The organism is Shewanella sp. H8, assembly GCF_040285065.1.
Taxonomy (GTDB): domain Bacteria; phylum Pseudomonadota; class Gammaproteobacteria; order Enterobacterales; family Shewanellaceae; genus Shewanella; species Shewanella polaris.
In genome coordinates, this window is record NZ_CP157213.1 from 4,197,141 (window position 1) to 4,216,604 (window position 19,464).

Consider the following 19,464-nt stretch of genomic DNA (forward strand, 5'->3'; position numbering starts at 1 on the left):
GGCATCTCTAACCTATGCATATGCTTATCGTCATGATAAGTGTAAATGGTGGAGCTATGCGGGATCGAACCGCAGACCTCCTGCGTGCAAGGCAGGCGCTCTCCCAGCTGAGCTATAGCCCCATTTACATGCAGTGAGATTAATATCCAGTATCCAATCATAGGATTGGCGAAGCCAAATCGATTTAAATCAAGGCGGTTTATGCCGACGTTTAGCTTGCTAAACGAGGTATAAATCAACGCAGAGTTAAAGAAGATTTGGTGGGTCAGAGTGGACTTGAACCACCGACCTCACCCTTATCAGGGGTGCGCTCTAACCAGCTGAGCTACAGACCCATTCTTTTTGGTCTTTTCATCCTTACTCGGCGTTACTTTCTTCGTTTCTCAGTCATGTGCTAAAAGCACACTCCTTGCGAGACTCATCAAGTGCCTTGATTAAGAATCAAAATCCTCAAAAATACCTTTCGATATCTTTCTCTTTCTTTCTATCAAGTAATCTGTGTGAACACTCACATGCATCGCTGCACTTTTAGGTATTGAGTTAGTCGTATAGGTAAGGAGGTGATCCAGCCCCAGGTTCCCCTAGGGCTACCTTGTTACGACTTCACCCCAGTCATGAACCACAAAGTGGTGAGCGTTCTCCCGAAGGTTAAACTACCCACTTCTTTTGCAGCCCACTCCCATGGTGTGACGGGCGGTGTGTACAAGGCCCGGGAACGTATTCACCGTAGCATTCTGATCTACGATTACTAGCGATTCCGACTTCATGGAGTCGAGTTGCAGACTCCAATCCGGACTACGACGTACTTTGTGAGATTAGCTCCACCTCGCGGCTTTGCAACCCTCTGTATACGCCATTGTAGCACGTGTGTAGCCCTACTCGTAAGGGCCATGATGACTTGACGTCGTCCCCACCTTCCTCCGGTTTATCACCGGCAGTCTCCCTAGAGTTCCCACCATTACGTGCTGGCAAATAAGGATAGGGGTTGCGCTCGTTGCGGGACTTAACCCAACATTTCACAACACGAGCTGACGACAGCCATGCAGCACCTGTCTCACAGTTCCCGAAGGCACACCAGAATCTCTTCCGGCTTCTGTGGATGTCAAGAGTAGGTAAGGTTCTTCGCGTTGCATCGAATTAAACCACATGCTCCACCGCTTGTGCGGGCCCCCGTCAATTCATTTGAGTTTTAACCTTGCGGCCCTACTCCCCAGGCGGTCTACTTAATGCGTTAGCTTGGGAGCCCAGTGACTAAGTCACCAAACTCCGAGTAGACATCGTTTACGGCGTGGACTACCAGGGTATCTAATCCTGTTTGCTCCCCACGCTTTCGTACATGAGCGTCAGTCTTTGTCCAGGGGGCCGCCTTCGCCACCGGTATTCCTTCAGATCTCTACGCATTTCACCGCTACACCTGAAATTCTACCCCCCTCTACAAGACTCTAGTTCACCAGTTCTAAATGCAATTCCCAGGTTGAGCCCGGGGATTTCACATCTAGCTTAATGAACCGCCTGCGTACGCTTTACGCCCAGTAATTCCGATTAACGCTCGGACCCCTCGTATTACCGCGGCTGCTGGCACGAAGTTAGCCGGTCCTTCTTCTGTAGGTAACGTCACAGCAGCGTGCTATTAACACGCTACCTTTCCTCCCTACTGAAAGTGCTTTACAACCCGAAGGCCTTCTTCACACACGCGGCATGGCTGCATCAGGGTTTCCCCCATTGTGCAATATTCCCCACTGCTGCCTCCCGTAGGAGTCTGGGCCGTGTCTCAGTCCCAGTGTGGCTGATCATCCTCTCAGAACAGCTAGGGATCGTCGCCTTGGTGAGCCATTACCTCACCAACTAGCTAATCCCACCTAGGTTCATCCAATCGCGAAAGGCCCGAAGGTCCCCTCCTTTCCCCCGTAGGGCGTATGCGGTATTAGCAGTCGTTTCCAACTGTTATCCCCCTCGACTGGGCAGATCCCTAGGCATTACTCACCCGTCCGCCGCTCGTCAGCAAAGAAAGCAAGCTTCCTCTCTGTTACCGCTCGACTTGCATGTGTTAGGCCTGCCGCCAGCGTTCAATCTGAGCCATGATCAAACTCTTCAATTAAAGTTTTTTGAAATACTCGGTTAGGAATATCTCGGCTCAATGAATTCTGATTTACACCTTATAAACTCGGAAGAATCTATAAAATGCTTGTTACATATTGCTATGAACATTCATCGTTGCATTGAGTTGAAATTTTTTGATTGCCAACATTCCGAAGAACAGAAGACAATTTCGAATAACTCAATACCTGTGAATGTCCACACAGATTACTTGATAAATTGTTAAAGAGCGTTGATGCTATCTTTCATGCATCGCCGTAAGACGCTAGGTCGTTGGCTTGGGCTGCGTATTTTACGCATTCCCTTTATGGCGTCAAGTGTTTTTTCAAACTTTCTTTTCGCTGCTGAACTCAGTGTTTTGAGGCACTTAATTCAACCTAACCCGGTGACTGCTTGCGCTGTCTGCCGTGTCAGTGGATGCGCATTATAGGCAACACAAGATTTAGTGCAAGCGCTTTTATTGATGAAACGTATTGAACGTCGAACTTTTATGCAGATCGATTCTTTTTTAGCTTTTTTGCTTAAAGAACCATCTTCAATGAAATGGGAAATGCTTGTTTTTGATATTTAAGTGACTTTTAAGCTCAATTTTTCAACAGCGGTCTGGTTTATCTGGTAATTTTTAATTAGTATGTAATAGTATTTAACAGTTATTTATCATTTTTATATTCATTAGAGATTATTTTATGCAGAAATCATTCGTGATTGTTTTGATTGCGGCGCTTCTTGGCGCTTTTGTTTTTTCTCAGTTTGGCGGTACACCATCTTCGGTAGCGTTTATTGCTGGTGTAGTCGTTGCGACGTTAATTTTCACCTTTATGCCATCTAGCGGTTCAAGTTCTTCTGACGAACCTTATGTTGGCCCTACCATGACACTATATGTAGGCAATTTGCCTTACCGTGTTCATGAAGGAGAAGTAAAGGCATTGTTTGGCGAATACGGACCGGTTAACTCAGTTCGTTTAGTGCGAGACCGTAAAACAGGACGTCGTAAAGGATTTGGTTTTGTTGAGATGTCTGAAGCGGGCGCACAGAAAGCAATGTCGAAATTAAACGACTACAGCTTTCAAGAACGCACGTTAAAGGTAAGAGAAGCTAAATCACAAGAATCTGATTCAGATAATAGCTAATTGCTATTTAAAGTAGATTCTTATCACTGTTCAATTTAAGCAGTGTTGTTAGTCGGTTATGGTTACCAGCGAAAAATCACCAAAACCATAATCGACTAATGTTCCTTTTAATCCCTCGCTAATCCCTTTCGTGTAACAAGCTTGTAAGTGCTTATTCCCTTGCTGTTCTTTACTTAATAGAAATCTCACTCGCTTTGCAACTGCCTCTCCTGAATCCAGTAATGCCACATCACTTCCTAAGCATTGACTAATTTCCGCCGCGATTATGGGGAAATGTGTACAACCAAGCACTAGTACATCGATATCCGATTCTATAATGGGCAATAGCAGTTGTTTTAATACGATTAAGTCTATCGGTATCTGCGCAACATGTTGCTCTGCTAGTAGGACTAACTCCGACGTACCAAACAATTCAACCTTACAACCTTCTGCAAATTGGCTAATTAATGCCTGAGTATAATCTCGCTTTACTGTACCTGGAGTTGCCAGCAAACCAATGTGTTTTTTCTTTGATAGCATCGCAGCAGGTTTAATTGCCGGAACCACACCGACGATAGGGATCGATAATTGCTTACGTAATTCGGGTAGCACTAGAGTGCTGGCGGTATTGCACGCCACAACAACAATACTGGCATTGAGACGTCTAGCATGAAAGGTTATCAATGCAACACAGCCCACGATTAATTCTTGCTCTGATAAGTTTCCATAGGGTAAACGTGCATTATCAAATAAATAGCAATAATCATGCTGTGGCAGTAGTTTTCTAATTTCATTCATAACCGACAATCCGCCGATACCAGAATCAAACACTAAAATAGGTCCAGACAATATGGGCTCCAAATATGTATATGCTCAGCATTAATCATCATGTAACTTTATACTTAGGCGCGTAATACTAGACATGAGCGTCATTTAGTATAATATTTGCGCCCATTTTTACAGCCTTAGGTGGACGATATGAATTTAGCTGCAATGGACCCTAAAAACTACGATGCACAATTACAACAAAAGCGCATCAAGCTAGAGCAGACCTTTGCCAGCTTCAACCCACCCGCACTAGAGGTATTCGCTTCAGAAGTAGCTAATTACCGTATGCGTGCAGAATTTAGAATGTGGCACGAAGGCGATGACCTATATTACTACATGTTTGATAAAGCACTGAATGCAAAAGTGCGTTGCGATCAATATTTACCTGCTGGTAAATTGATTAATCAAATGATGGCGACTTTGATTGAAGAATTAAGACCCAATCCGGCGTTACGCCACAGACTATTTCAAATTGATTTTTTGTCGACATTAAGTGGTGAAATACTGGTTTCTTTACTTTACCACCGCCAGCTTGATGAAGAGTGGCGTGAACAAGCAACTCAATTAAAAGCAAAATTATGTACCCAATTCAATGTCAATATTATTGGCCGTGCGCGTAAGCAGAAAATCGATTTAGATAAAGATTTTGTGGTTGAGACATTAACGGTTAATGAACAGGTATTGCATTACAAACAAATTGAGAACAGTTTTACCCAGCCCAACGCTAAAGTATCAGTAAAAATGTTGGAGTGGGCTATTGATGCTACTAAAAATAGCCAAGGTGATTTACTTGAGTTGTACTGCGGTAATGGTAATTTTACGATTGCCCTCGCTCAAAATTTCAATCGAGTATTAGCCACAGAGTTGGCTAAACCTTCTGTTGACGCTGCGCAGTACAATATTGATATCAACAATGTCACTAACGTCCAAATTATTCGTATGTCGGCAGAAGATTTTAGCGATGCGATGGCTAAAAAACGTCAATTTAGACGTTTAGAGGGTATCGATTTAGACAGTTACGATTGCAATACTATCTTTGTTGATCCACCACGCGCTGGTATTGATCCTGAAACATTGAAGCTTATCCAAGGTTATGAGCGGATTTTATATATATCTTGTAACCCAGAAACCCTCAATGATAATTTACTCACGTTAAGTCAAACCCACAAAATCACTCGCTTCGCGCTATTTGACCAATTCCCTTATACCGACCATATGGAATCTGGCGTTTTGCTAGAGCGTCTGTAATTAAAGGTGCTATTCAAACAGGGGGCAAAAAATTTATGCCTCGTTTGATAAAAAAGGCAATCGATTAGGCTCGATTGTCTATTTTATGTTGTAACGCTTCAGCGCCAGTAGCAACCATACGCAAATGTAGTACTAATTGATCGGCTAATAATCTTCGTTCACTACGTTTTGAATCCAACGCTGATGCGCCCGCATTGAAGACTAAAATAACGAGAGCTTCAGCTTGAGCACGCGCTAACACAGGTGTACGATTTGTCTGTGCTTCAGTATAATGAGCAAGTTCAGATATGAAGTGCTCAATTTCACGCTCAACGGCAGCTCTAAATGCTGCAGAGGTACCAGAACGTTCATGTAACAGTATTCTAAATACGTTCGGATTTGACTCCAAGACTTCCATAAAAGTGTCGACAGAAATACGGATTACACTGCCACCCGCTTCAGCACGTTGACGCCCTTTACGCATCATTTGACGTAGGGTTAATCCACCTTCATCAACCATAGTCAAACCCAGTTCGTTCATATCTTTAAAATGACGATAGAAAGATGTAGGTGCAATACCCGCTTCGCGAGCCACTTCACGTAAGCTTAAGCTAGAAAAACTTCGCTCAGCATTAAGCTGATTAAATGCAGCATCAACTAATGCTCGACGAGTTTTTTCTTTTTGTTGTGCTCTAACACCCATTACTAATCCATTCAATCACTATTAATTCACAGATAATACCGTTTTTAAAACAGAAACACAGCCCTGTTAAACTTGACCATGGCTAGCTCATTAAGTTAAATTAGCGTACAATTGTACGCTCAACCTTCTTTTAAACCTATTTATTGGAACCCTATTAAATGAAAAAACCTCCAATCATTTGGCTTAATACACTGTTATTTGCCATTACTTTTATTGGCGCTCTAGTATTAGTCCCTTGGCGTGGTATTACCCATGGCTTTGATGGCATTGAATGGATTTCGTTTGTTATTTTTGCTTACGCAAGTGGTCTATCGATCACTGCGGGTTACCACAGATTATGGTCTCATAAAGCTTATAAAGCTCACTCTTCGGTACGTTTTTTATACGCACTAGGTGGGGCGCTCGCACTTCAAAACAGTGCATTACACTGGTGTAGTGATCACCGCGTTCATCACAAACATGTTGATAATAATGATAAAGATCCATATTCCGCAAAAATGGGATTTTGGTATAGTCATATCGGTTGGATGCTGCGCGAGTATCAGGCAAGTCGTTATAGTGATTATAACAATGTACGTGATTTACAAAATGATCGTATCGTTATGTGGCAACACAAACACTATTTAGCTTTAGTGATACTAATGAATATTGGTTTGCCAGCATTTATCGGTTGGTTAAATGGCGATATTCTATCTATGGTATTAATGGCAGGCTTATTGCGTCTAGTGGTAGTACATCACTGTACTTTCTTTATCAATTCATTGGCTCATATCTGGGGTAAACAACCGTACACAGATAAAAATACAGCTAAAGATAATGCCATTTTAGCATTGTTTACGTATGGAGAGGGTTATCACAACTTTCATCATATTTTCGAAAATGATTACCGTAACGGTATTAAATGGTGGGATTACGATCCAACCAAATGGTTAATCAAGCTAATGAGTTGGTTTGGCTTAACCAGTAATTTACGTCAAGTTCCACAAGAACGTATTGAAAGTGCCCGTTTGCAAATGCAGCTTTTAGAGGCTCAAAATCAGGTTGCTCACTTACCTAACTGTGATGAAATAATTGAAAAATTTCAAACAGAGTATGAGCTAATGAAGCAACACTTAGTTGAATATTATCAAGCTCAAAAAAGCTTGTTAGAAGCAAAACGTAAGCAACTAACTGACCATAACCTCAAACAGCAGGTACAATTATTACGTAATCAATTTCTTGAGCAACAACGTAATTGGAAAAGCTTAACAGCTGCCTATGCACAGTAAAGCTAATGCTTAACTATTTAAAAGGTCACGTACATACGTGACCTTTTTTATTTTGAGCAATCCCAAATAATGCCACTGTTATCTTCAACTTAAGATATACCCCGTTTTACAATTCATTCTTTCTACGAGCCCAAAATAGAGGTCAGTCGTTCGTTGCTGTAGCAACTATGTGTATTGGCTCACACGACAATCAATTAAGTGCAACACTCACTGAACATGTGTTCGCGTATATTACCTTTACTCCTTACCACCATGCTCACCTAACTACCGCATAACATTAGCGATACATTGAATTGACCTAAAAATAAAATAAGCTAATGTTCATAATAATATTTTTATAGCTTTAAAAAAGATCGACTAAGTTTGATAAACGACTAAAACACAAGATATTCTGCCTAATAATGATTATAATTGCTGCTCAATTCGCCATCGAAAGATCAACTAATATGTCTCAGCAAGCAATCAAACTAACCGAATATAGCCATGGCGCAGGCTGCGGCTGTAAGATCTCCCCTAAAGTATTAAGCACCATTCTTGCATCACAACTCCCCGTATTTACTGATCCGAACTTATTAGTGGGTAATCAAACCCGTGACGATGCCGCTGTTTATAAGCTAAATGAACAAACTGGCATTATCAGTACCACAGACTTTTTTATGCCCATTGTAGATGACCCATTTACCTTTGGCCGAATTGCAGCCACCAATGCCATCAGTGATATATACGCTATGGGTGGTACTCCCATAATGGCGATTGCCATTTTAGGCTGGCCAATTAATAAATTACCCGCAGAAGTAGCACAACAAGTAGTAGATGGTGGACGTCAAGCCTGTGCCGATGCCGGTATTATGTTGGCTGGAGGTCACAGTATCGATGCTCCTGAACCTATTTTTGGATTAGCCGTAACAGGGCAAATTCCGCTTGAACAAGTAAAACAAAACGATACCGCCAAAGCAGGCGATCGTTTATACCTCACCAAACCGATTGGTATTGGTATTCTGACAACAGCACAGAAACAGAAAAAACTCCGTGATGAAGATAGTCTAATTGCGCCTGATGCGATGTGTCAGCTCAACAAGATTGGTATCGATATTGCTAAAATTGTTGGTGTTAATGCATTAACAGACGTAACGGGGTTTGGACTGGCCGGCCACTTAATTGAAGTCTGCCAAGGCGCAAAACTTAAAGCTAACTTAGTGTTATCCCAAGTGCCTTTATTACCAAAAGTAAGTGATTACTTGGCTCTTGGCTGTATTCCTGGCGGAACTCATCGTAACTTTGACAGCTATGGCGAATATTTACCCCCTTTAACTGATGATCAAAAAGCCATTCTCTGCGATCCTCAAACCAGTGGAGGATTATTAGTTGCAGTGAGTGCTGAAGCGGAAAATGAACTTAAAGCATTATTAGAAACCAATGGAATTGAAGCTATTTGTATCGGGAGACTCAATACCTATAAACCGAGTTCTGATGGCCATGATGTTCTTGTGGAATTAAGCTAATGAGCGAGGTTATTCCCAGCTCTGAATATGGCAGAATACTATTAGAAGGTCGTCCATTAATTGATGTGCGTGCACCTGTCGAATTTATCAAAGGTGCATTTAGCCATTCAATTAATTTACCGTTAATGCAAGACGGTGAACGCGAGAAGGTAGGAACATGCTATAAACAACATGGTCAAGACGCTGCTATCGCATTAGGCCATGAGCTGGTAACCGGAAAAGTTAAACAACAGCGTATAGATGCTTGGCAAGCTCAATTGTCTCAACACCCAGACAGTTACTTATATTGTTTCCGTGGCGGTTTACGTTCGCAATTATCACAGCAATGGATTAAAGAGTCAGGCTTAAACATCCCTTATATTCAAGGGGGCTACAAAGCCATGCGGACTTTTTTAATTAATGCTATCGAACAAACCCCTAACCAAACAAAAATGCTTATTTTAAGTGGCATAACGGGTAGCGGTAAGACAGAAGTTATCAATCAGCGAGATGAGTCTGTCGATCTTGAAGGCATAGCAAATCATCGCGGATCGAGCTTTGGCAAAAATATTGACCCGCAGCCCAGTCAAATTAACTTCGAAAATAACTTAGCCGTTTCATTACTTAAACATCAACAACAGCAACATAATCACTTACTGTTAGAAGATGAAAGTATTCTGATTGGTCGCTCTGCCCTGCCACACAGCTTTTACCACGCCATGCAACAAGCTGAAATTATCGTGCTCGATGAACCATTAGACGCACGTTTACCGCGCTTATTGCATGATTATGTAGAGGGAAAGCTCGCTGATTATGAGTCACGCTTGGGTGAACAAGCTGGTTTCGATGCTTTTACTGCATATTTGACCCAAAGTTTACTGGGGATCCGTAAACGCTTAGGCGGTAAATTACATCAAGAACTGCAAGACTTAGTAGATAAAGCACTTAATGCGCAACAGAATCAAAATGATACCAGTAAACATCTAGACTGGATAAGCCAGTTACTCACTATTTATTATGACCCAATGTACCAGTATCAACTTGAACAGAAAAAAGATAGAGTCATATTTCAAGGTAATAGACAAGCCATACACCAATGGTTAGATAACCATAAGTCATAAAGCACTTCATTATAAAGCCCTCATCATGAGGGCTTTATAATGTCTGGTATCTTCAGCATATAAGTTAACTATATTTAACTCATCTAACCTAAACGGATGATTAACACTTTCGATGAATGATTCACCATCGGTCAAAAAAATACACTGCAAAATATTTATTAAATCGAATTAACTATATGCAAATCATTTAGTTAAAAGTGAATCCCACGGTAAATTGGCACTACCGACTACAATAAAATTGGGGTTTTCTAACGTTTCACGCTCATTGTAGGTCATAGGCTGTAAATTTATATCAATTAGCGCACCACCAGCTTCTTCAATAATAATTTGTGCAGCTCCCGTATCCCACTCACCAGTTGGTCCTAAGCGAACATAGCAGTCTGCTCTGCCCTCTGCGACTAAACAACTTTTTAATGCTGCTCCGCCCATCACCACTAATTCGCAATGGTTCGGTTTATTAAGTAACTTTAATACCGATTGAGGATCTTGACGACGACTTACCGCTAAACGTAAATGTTCTGGTTCATCACCGGTTAATTGTTTACTGGTAATACGTATTTCGTTCTTACCATCACGCTTATAGGCACCTAGTCCAGCTATTGCGTAATAACACACCTTAGTCATCGGCACATAAACCACCCCCATAATTGGACGATTATGTTCAATCAAGGCGATAATGACAGAGAAGTCACCACTTCCAGCAATGAACTCGCCAGTACCATCAAGTGGATCAACTAACCAATAACGCTTCCATGTTTCACGTACACTTAATGGAATATCCGCGGCTTCTTCACTTAAAATAGGAATATCGGGTGTTAGCTCTGCTAACTTACTGCAAATAATATCATTGGCAGCTAAATCAGCAGACGTCACTGGTGTGTTATCTGACTTAATTTCGCGTTTAAAGTTACCTTTTAGGTAAATATCACGAATTTTTTGTCCAGCTTCTGTCGCAATGTCTATGACTTGCTCAATTACATCTTCTGGCTTCATTACTACTCCAATTACTGGATTCGAGAAAGATGACCTGACAAGGACACCAATAAATACGGCTATTGCCTATTCTATGTGTGATTGCATGATGAATTCAATACGCCAAAATAAGTTACCTATTTAGCGTTTTTCAACTTCAGCTATTTTTCATCAGCAAGCTGATGAGTTGATCCAGCCAAATATTGTTGAGTTAAAAAAAGGGCACTTACACTGCGAGACTCGGAAAAATCAACATTATCGATTAATAACTGCCAATCAGATAATGGCCAAGGTATCACGTCAATTGGCTCAGGCTCGTCACCTTCTAAACGACTAGGATACAGTTTTTCTGCTACAAAAATGTGCATTTTGCTGGAAAAATAACTTGGCGCAAGAGATAGCTCTTTTAAATGGGTCAATTGATAACTACCAAAACCGATCTCTTCCTGGAGCTCTCTATTGGCAGCTTCTATCGCCGTTTCACCTGGGTCAATCAATCCTTTAGGAAAGCCTAGCTCATAATTATCAGTACCTCCAGCGTATTCGCTGGCGAGTAACAAATTACCCTGATGAATGGGGACAATCATCACTGCACCTCTGTTACTCCCTTTCATGCGTTCATATTGACGCTCTACGCCATTAGAAAACTTAAGGTGTACCTGCTCAATTTGAAACAGTCTGCTTTTGGCAACAATTTCGCTATGCAGGGTCTCCGGCTTTTTATGCCGCTGTGTCATTGAAGCCTCATCAAATAATGTCATTTTCACAAACATCAATCTTATACCAAACAAAAATAATATGTGACCTGTTTTTATTGCAATAAAATCTAGGTCAACAACAAATATCTTAGCGGTATAAGAAGTGGATAACAACTCAACACCGTTGAACTTAACCATAAAACAAAATGCCCCCTTTGAGCATGATATTTCACATACTAAAAGGAGGCATCAGCTTACCGAGAAAAAATTAAAAATGATAACGGAGGTTTAATTGGTAACTTAAGATATCGTTGGGTGCCAAAGCAATATAATCCATCCCTAAACCTGCAGACCAATTGCGAGTAAATTGATAATCTAAATGCATGCCTGTATACCAATCCGTACCATCAAACTGAGTCGTTAACGTTTGCCCTTGGGAGTAGCTTTTGGCTTCCGACTCCCAAATTAACACCCCTACTGGCACCGAAAATCGCCATCCATCATGCTCGACTAAACTCAATTCGACACCCACACTGAATCCTGTAGGTAATATTGGCGACACGGATTTGAGTAACTCATGATATTGGTCAGTATTTAAACTCTCGCCGCTTATCTGCGTAGAGCCTTCACCAAAATCTATATATCCAAGTTCAAAAGCAAGTACTGAATTAACTTGATAGCCGATACTAAAACCAAAGCTAGTGTCTGATTTATCAAACGCCTCTATCTGACCGGATGTTATTTCCTGCTGCAATTCTGCTTGAGTGTTAACCGATTCGCTAAAACCAACAACAGCATCCAAATACCAAGGTGATATCACTGATGACTCTTGTGCTTGAACATGGCTCGAGCTTGCCAATAACACCACCAAACCTAATGATAAAACCTTATAATATCTAAAACCATTCTCCGGCTTGATACGCAGCATTATCACCAACAATAGCAGACCACTCCAAAACCAATGCATACTGCCGCCACTTGACTCATTGTTGACTACTTGAGTTTTAAAAGCCGTAACGGTAACCATTACATTCGCACTAGCCTCACCACCTTCACCGTCACTAATGGTATAACTCACAGTATCAATACCTTCAAAACCAGTTATTGGAGTATAACGGATTTTGTTATTTTCAATCATGACGCTACCTTGCTGTGCGCTCACCGCTATCACGCTTAATGTTTGGTTATCTGCATCGGTATCATTACTCAACACATCTAATATCAAGGTTGTTTTATCATCTGTATTAGCTATATCATCCACTGCAATTGGGGCTCTGTTCGCCACAACAGTTACGGTTAACTTGCTGCTACCTGTGCCACCGTTACCATCACTTATGCTATACACCAATACATCTGTCCCAATGAAATCGTCCGCTGGCAAGTAACTTACTTGTTGGTTATCTAACACCTCTGCTGTACCAAACTGACTGATGACTTGCTTAACCGTCAAGGTATCTCCATCGGCGTCACTGTCGTTTGCCAGTACGTCAATATCAACCTCCTGATTAACTGACACTGTAACCGCATCGGCCACAGCTAGGGGCAGAGTATTACCAGTGAGCATCACTGCGACCCCACCAGGGTCAACGATGGTACCGTTGGCTAGACCATCGTCATCGTTCGGGCCACCATCTTCTATGGTTAGCTGTACACACCAGTGACCTTCATTTAATCCAGTTTGCCATTCAACGGCACTTGGTGGAGGGCAATAACCTGAATTACCTTCTGTCGACATAACCGAGTTATTATCGTTGGACACAAAGTCTTGCCAACTGCCGCTGACAAACTTGCGATACACTGCATTGGTCGGCACTGGTAATGTTTGAGGAATAACGATGCTCACACTGTCACCTAGCTTAGGTAAATCAGTGAGTTCAAAGTCAAACAGGCCACCCAAATTACTCGCTTGTAGATCGTCGCTTAAATCAGCTTCTTGAACTTCAATACCATTATTTCCATTGAGTTGCGCCGTGTTACCTAAGCGCAAACACACGCCAGACTGACTTTCTGCAAGAAAGCTTACTTGTTCAATGCTTTTTTCTTGCAACACATTACACTCGAGAATGGCATCAAGATAATCGGCAATGCCATCGTTATCAGCGTCAGTAAAACCTTCTTGATCATCAGGAATTAAATCACCATCGCTATCTGCACCTGTAAGTATTGGTAAGCTCTCTTTTACCAACAAGGTTAATTTCACTGTTGTCGATAATTCAGGAACACCATCATCTGTAACCACCACACTAATAGGGTAATTTCCCGAATCTAGGGTTCTAGGGTCAAAGTAACTGCCATCGGCATCACTTTCTAACACTAAAACACCTGTCGACCAGACTTCAGTGAGGCTGTCCTGCAGGTTCATATCACGGCTTTTCGCGCTAATGTACACCTTACCGCCAACCTTACTCACTTGACTGCGCAGTTCATTAGATTGCATCACTTGAATACTGGCTTGTGGGGCAATATTGGCTTCAGTAATTAATAACTGTGTTTCATCTTGTCCGCTGAGATTCAGGCTAGGGTCCAAACTGATAATCAGCTCTTCATCCGCTTCTGTTACCCCGTCATCGAATACATTGACGCTAAAACTTTCGCTCAAGCCTGAAGTGATCTCAAACACACCGTCGACTAAGTCATGATCATTAGCATCACTACTACCAGAAACAGTATAAGGAATACTCACTGGATATTGCGGTGAAGGACCGTTTAAGAAGACGCTAAATTGCACTTCACTCCCTTCTGCAACCACTTGGTTTCGACTAATCGAAATCAAAGGATTCACAGTCACTTTCTGGGATTTAATTGAGCTGAGGCCTTCACTATCAGTCGCTTGCCAGTAGGCTAAATGTTCGCCTGGTGCAAATAATTGTTGAGTATTCACTAAAGATACCGCGAGTTTATTACCCGCCTTATCAACAGCCGTTGCGACACCTAGCTTAAGCTTAGTGAACAGCCCCGTTGCGTTAGCCGTAATATCGTCAGGTGCGGTAATTACAGGCGCATCTTCTGAATTTTCACCTGTGATAAGTAATTGTACCTTGGCATTACTGCGACCTTTTTGACCATCGGAAATGGTATAGCGTAAGGTTACAGGGCCGACAAAATCAGTAGGCGCTTGATATTTAAGCTGCGACGCCTCAACTTGTATGCTGCCCACATCGGCCGCAGCACCGTCAATGGTCAAAGTATCGTCATCAACGTCGGTATCATTATCAAGTACAGCAATGGTATAGCTATTGTCTACCGACAGGCTTTTACTATAACTATCATCCATAGCCTGAGGTTCATCATTCACTGGGTTAACGTTGATGCTCACCAAACCAGGTTGTGAACTTAGCTCGGCATCTTTAGCAATAAAGCTAACGCTGTCTTCTCCATTAAAGTCTGCATCTGGGGTATATAGCCAAACTGAGCCATGTTTATCTAATTTTCCTGATGTTGGTTGAGTTAATACCTCAAAACTCAGAACATCATTTTCTGCATCTGTTGCAGTAAAACTAAACGATACCGAGCCATCTTCATCCAAACTGACATTAGTATTCGTTGCTACTGGAGCACTATTAGCATTTATTGGCGTTACACTGTTAGACGCACTTGATGCAGCACTGGTACCTGCAGAGTTTGTGGCGGTAACACTAAATGTGTAGGGAGTTCCATTGGTGAGCCCAATAACAGTTAATGGTGACCCAGCGCCTGAAGATGTGATTCCACTGGGACTTGATGTCACAGTATAAGCCGTTATCGCTGCCCCACCGTTATTAGCAGGGGCACTGAAGCTTACGGTTGCTTGGGTATCGCCCGCCGTTGCTATACCGATACTAGGTGCATCTGCCACTAAGGCATTCACAGTAAAAGTCTGGCTCACTTGGGCTGCTGGTAAATATGCGCCGTTACCCGCTTGATTAGCATTAATGGTACAGTTTCCCGCGGTAATAAAGGTAAGGCTACCGCCAGAGGTAACGGTACAGACACTCGAAGTCGATGATGTAAATACAGGGGTTAAGCCTGAGCTTGCACTTGCGGTTAACGTTGGCGTAGAACCAATGCTTTGTGCGCCGGGATCCGTAAACGTAATAGTTTGTGCCGATTTAGGCGTCACGCTGTTGGAGCTACTTGATGCTGCACTGATACCTGCGGAGTTTGTGGCAGTGACACTAAAAGTATACGCTGTGCCATTAGAGAGTCCCGTCACAGTCAATGGTGATCCAACGCCTGAAGACGTTATTCCACTCGGGCTTGATGTTACCGTATAAGCCGTTATCGCCGCGCCGCCATTACTCGCTGGGGCGCTGAAGCTAACACTCACTTGGGTATCGCCCGCAGTAGCGGTTCCAATACTCGGCGCGCCCGCAACCACGGCATTAACAGAGAAGCTCTGACTCACTTGAGTCGCTGGAGAGTAAGCTGTACTCCCCGTCTGATCTGCATTAATAATACAAGTACCAGTGGTAACTAAAGCCAAGGCTCCGCCACTGCTCACTGTACACACACCGGTGGTTGATGACGTAAACACCGGTGTTAACCCTGAACTGGCAGTCGCCGTTAATGTTGGGCTGGAACCAAAACTTTGTGCACCAGGATTGCTAAACGTGATGGTTTGCGACGCCTTGGGCGTGACGCTGTTGGATGCGCTAGAAGCCACACTAGTGCCCGTAGAGTTAGTAGCCGTAATGGTAAAAGAATAATCCACACCATTGGTTAATCCAGCCACAGTGATAGGCGAACCCATACCAGAACCCGTGAGACCACCAGGGCTAGAAGTCACGGTATAACTTGTAATTGCAGAGCCACCAGTGAAAGCTGGAGCAGTAAAACTAACGGATGCCTGAGTATCACCCGCACTTGCACTCGCCGCTGTAGGCGCTCCTGATACTACCGCATTAACACTGAATTAACGACTGACGGTTGCCGCTGCCGAATAACTACTATTACCAGGCTGATCTGCATCAATGGTACACGTACCAGTTGTGACAAACGTTAACGCGCCGCCACTGGTGATAGTACATATGCCAGTAGTGGATGAGGTAAAAGTAGGTGTAAGCCCAGAAGTTGAGCTTGCTGATAATATAGGGGTAGTGCCAAAGTTTTGCGCCCCAGGGTTAGCAAATGTTATGGCTTGTGATGCTTGGGGAGTCACACTGTTGGAAGCACTTGATGCTGAGCTAGTGCCTGTCGAGTTGATTGCCGTAACCTTAAAGGTATAAGCAACACCATTGGTTAGACCCATTATCATTAATGGCGAGCCAGTACCACTGGCAGTATTACCGCCAGGACTTGAGGTCACAGTATAAGCGCTAATCGCAGAGCCGCCATTACTAGCCGGTGCACTAAAAGTAACTGATACCTGGCCGTTTCCTGCTGTTGCCGTACCTATTATTGGCGCGCTAGATATCGTCAGTACATTGCTGGCAATAATACCATTACCAGTTAAGTCGGCCACATTAATTGCCGCATCGGCACCTGCGGCCCAATCATCAGCAGCGGCAAGATTATAGGTTGTTACATCATTTGCGCTGGAACCATTTTTATTTAATAGTACGTTGACTCCGCTTTTATCAGTTGTACTCAATGTCAGAGTAAAAGCGGTACCGGAAGTCACTTCCACATTGGCGGTATCCGTAAGGCTGTAAGTCCCACCGCCCTCACCAGTAAAAGTGAATTTATTGGCGACTACGTCATTAGTCGCACCTTGTTGACTTAAATAACCACTGCCAGTCACCACCAGCACGCCACTAGTATAGTCATAGGTTGCGCTGGTTACAGTAGGTACAGCCACATTACTGACTGTTATTTTATTTTCTGAAGAGTCTTCTACATTCAAGGCTGGATCTGCACCTGCAGCCCAATCTTCTGCCGCATCAAGATAATAAGCTGATAGATCAGTAGATTGTTGACCATTCTGATTGGCAATTAAATTATAAGCCGCTTTATCTGTAGCACTTAAGGTGAGTGAAATGCTAGTGTTGGATGTTATTTCTACATTACTGGTATCAGTTAAGGTGTAGCTGGCTCCACCTTCACCGTATAAGGTAAATTTATTGGCTATTATGTCATTGGAGGCGCCTGCACGCTTAGTGAATCCAGACCCTATCGCTGTGAGCACACCGCTACTCGCATCATAAGTTGCACTGCTAATGGTGGGTACTGGCACACCTAAAACCGTAATACCATTAGCCGTAATATCGTCTGTTGAGGAGGAATCAGCAATGAAACCTGCCGCCCCCGCAAGGTTATAAGTCGTTGCATCTGTTGAACTGTTACCATTTTTATTACTAATAACATTAATGGCAGCGCTATCTGTGGTGCTAAGTGACAAGGTAAAACCCGTTGCTGAAGATATTTCAACATCGGCGGTATCTGTCAATGTATAAGTGTTGCCACCTTCCCCTGTAAAAGTGAATTTACTGGCTATAACATCATTAAGCGCACCAGTTGTGGCATTGAAATTAGTACCTATGACGGTTAAGTCACCTGTAGAAGCGTTATAAGTTGCGCTAGTAATAGCTGTAGCTGTATGTAACACAAAACTATCAAAGGTATCGTAAAAGCCAATAGCATCAGAAGTAATAACAATCTGATCAACAGCATCAAAGTTGCTGTCCATGATTTTAGTGCCACTGCCTACACTCGGCGAAAGGCTGCCTAAAGACAGTCCATCACGGAACCCCTCAATATTTACTATTGACGAGCTATATTGGCCATAGTAGAAGCTCACAAAATCAAATTCGTTACCAGATGAGGTTTCTAAAGTAACAGTTTCTACTCCGCTAGAAGATAATGCAGCCAAGGCAGCAGAGTCACTTTCACCATCATCAGTATTTTGCCACCAATTACCACCACTGTATATAATGACAATATCCCCATCAGTAAACCATGGGGAACCATTATCAACTTCAACAAAACCTAAACCTTCGAAATCTATTGTAATATCGCTTGGAATAGAGGCTGCATAACCAGAGGAGTTTATCGTTGTCACTATCACAGCACACAAAAATAGCCAATATTTTTTGAGTGCTTTCAGCATTCCTAACAGGCAAGTATTTAAATAAATAATCTGAAAATCATTTTTACACCGTGACATGATATTTCCTTAACAAGCACTTGAGTCTTTTACATAAATTCGAATAGAACAGATTTAGACTTATATTTAACACATTTAATTTAACTATATAATTTATATGAAAAAATTAATATTTATACTGCCAATAAATATTAATTATGCGCAGGGTACTCTCCCTCTAAAGCAATAATAAAATTAATTCCTAGGTAAGGGTTTCTTACGGGGATAGGATTACCAATGCCAGTAGGTTCAATATTTACAGTGCCCGCAGAAGTCACCGGCCCACCGTTAAAGCCACCAAGCTGTGCTTTTGTTGTTCCAGGAGGCGTCTCAGTAAACAAGCCATTAAAAACTACATTAGAAGGGCCAGCAGTTGCCATTGTTGCCGACAAATAAGCAGTACTGCCAGATGTAGGTGGCACCATTGCATTAGCTGTTGAAGTGGCAACATCTGCAGTAATACTGACTGGAGCGGGTGTACCTGTAAAAGTGGAGGTATGTGAATGGCTTGGCAAGTGAGCTTGAGTCATATTAATAGCTTCAGAGCCCCCCCCCTCCGCTCGATCAATAAGTGATAAGCCAGGACCATGCCCCACACCTACAGGGCTACGACCGCGCAAATCTGGAACTCCAAAGGTAGTGGAACCATTACCACCATAAATAGTGCCTAATATTGCAAACAACGCTGTATTGTCCGTAATAGACATCAGGTGTCCATCACAAAAAGCCCAACCACGGGGAGCAAAATTACCCGCAAACATACGGATTTCACCAATAAATGGTTCTGACATTGCGTCTCTCCTTAGATTATTTATGATTAAGTCTAGTTAACTTTGCTTATTTCAAACATCAGTATTTCTGATGCTTCAAGCGAAAATAGTTAGCTAGAGTTATCAATAA

11 protein-coding genes, 2 tRNA genes, 1 rRNA gene and 1 pseudogene are annotated in these 19,464 nt (G+C 42.5%); 5 read left to right on the forward strand and 10 right to left on the reverse strand.

Features of this window, described 5'->3' with window-relative positions:
• Positions 1–46 precede the first annotated feature (46 nt).
• The 3 genes from ABIS04_RS18225 to ABIS04_RS18235 all read right to left on the reverse strand — a co-directional run bounded on the left by ABIS04_RS18225 (position 47) and on the right by ABIS04_RS18235 (position 2,098).
• Positions 47–122 (reverse strand) — tRNA-Ala (locus ABIS04_RS18225).
• A 136-nt stretch (positions 123–258) separates the two neighbouring features.
• Positions 259–335 (reverse strand) — tRNA-Ile (locus ABIS04_RS18230).
• A 218-nt stretch (positions 336–553) separates the two neighbouring features.
• Positions 554–2,098: ribosomal RNA gene (locus ABIS04_RS18235) — 16S ribosomal RNA — on the reverse strand.
• Positions 2,099–2,783: 685 nt separating this feature from the next.
• Here ABIS04_RS18235 and ABIS04_RS18240 point away from each other — a divergent pair.
• Positions 2,784–3,227 (forward strand): RNA-binding protein, encoded by a 444-nt coding sequence (locus ABIS04_RS18240; RefSeq protein WP_140235348.1) that lies wholly within the window; start codon positions 2,784–2,786, stop codon positions 3,225–3,227.
• A 48-nt stretch (positions 3,228–3,275) separates the two neighbouring features.
• On the opposite strand, the gene murI is transcribed toward ABIS04_RS18240, so the two are convergent.
• Positions 3,276–4,055: a glutamate racemase gene (gene murI / locus ABIS04_RS18245; RefSeq protein WP_137224684.1), complete on the reverse strand. Its 780-nt coding sequence runs from the start codon at positions 4,053–4,055 to the stop codon at positions 3,276–3,278.
• A 129-nt stretch (positions 4,056–4,184) separates the two neighbouring features.
• Between murI and trmA the strand changes: the two genes are divergently transcribed.
• Entirely contained in the window at positions 4,185–5,282 is a 1,098-nt protein-coding gene (gene trmA, locus ABIS04_RS18250) for a tRNA (uridine(54)-C5)-methyltransferase TrmA (protein ID WP_140235349.1), read from the forward strand.
• Between the two features lie 64 nt (positions 5,283–5,346).
• Here the strand turns inward: trmA and fabR are convergent, their stop codons facing one another.
• Positions 5,347–5,964 carry an HTH-type transcriptional repressor FabR gene (gene fabR, locus ABIS04_RS18255; protein ID WP_137224680.1) on the reverse strand — a complete coding sequence of 206 codons (618 nt, stop codon included), beginning with the start codon at positions 5,962–5,964 and terminating at the stop codon, positions 5,347–5,349.
• Positions 5,965–6,122: 158 nt separating this feature from the next.
• On the opposite strand from fabR, the gene ABIS04_RS18260 reads away from it, so the two are divergent.
• The 3 genes from ABIS04_RS18260 (at position 6,123) to mnmH (ending at position 9,834) form a co-directional block, all read left to right on the forward strand.
• Complete coding sequence (locus ABIS04_RS18260) at positions 6,123–7,232, forward strand: fatty acid desaturase (RefSeq protein WP_137224678.1); 1,110 nt, start codon at positions 6,123–6,125, stop codon at positions 7,230–7,232.
• Positions 7,233–7,678: 446 nt separating this feature from the next.
• A complete protein-coding gene (gene selD, locus ABIS04_RS18265; protein WP_137224676.1) occupies positions 7,679–8,734 on the forward strand; it encodes a selenide, water dikinase SelD in 1,056 nt (351 codons plus the stop codon).
• Complete coding sequence (gene mnmH / locus ABIS04_RS18270; RefSeq protein WP_350432006.1) at positions 8,734–9,834, forward strand: tRNA 2-selenouridine(34) synthase MnmH; 1,101 nt, start codon at positions 8,734–8,736, stop codon at positions 9,832–9,834. The genes selD and mnmH overlap by 1 nt, the downstream gene beginning before the upstream one ends.
• Positions 9,835–10,017: 183 nt before the next feature.
• On the opposite strand, the gene cysQ is transcribed toward mnmH, so the two are convergent.
• From cysQ to ABIS04_RS18295, 5 genes and pseudogenes are all read right to left on the reverse strand, one after another.
• Positions 10,018–10,827: a 3'(2'),5'-bisphosphate nucleotidase CysQ gene (gene cysQ, locus ABIS04_RS18275; protein ID WP_137224672.1), complete on the reverse strand. Its 810-nt coding sequence runs from the start codon at positions 10,825–10,827 to the stop codon at positions 10,018–10,020.
• A gap of 140 nt (positions 10,828–10,967) precedes the next feature.
• The gene (gene nudE / locus ABIS04_RS18280) at positions 10,968–11,543 is read right to left on the reverse strand and encodes an ADP compounds hydrolase NudE (protein WP_350433473.1); all 576 of its coding nucleotides are present in this window, start codon (positions 11,541–11,543) and stop codon (positions 10,968–10,970) included.
• Between the two features lie 229 nt (positions 11,544–11,772).
• Entirely contained in the window at positions 11,773–13,068 is a 1,296-nt protein-coding gene (locus ABIS04_RS19665; protein WP_371833649.1) for an Ig-like domain-containing protein, read from the reverse strand.
• A gap of 12 nt (positions 13,069–13,080) precedes the next feature.
• Positions 13,081–16,887 (reverse strand): annotated as a pseudogene (locus ABIS04_RS19670) (beta strand repeat-containing protein); the annotation flags it as partial.
• 1,829 nt (positions 16,888–18,716) lie between these two features.
• Complete coding sequence (locus ABIS04_RS18295) at positions 18,717–19,355, reverse strand: phage tail protein (protein WP_140235352.1); 639 nt, start codon at positions 19,353–19,355, stop codon at positions 18,717–18,719.
• Between the last annotated feature and the right edge of the window lie 109 nt (positions 19,356–19,464).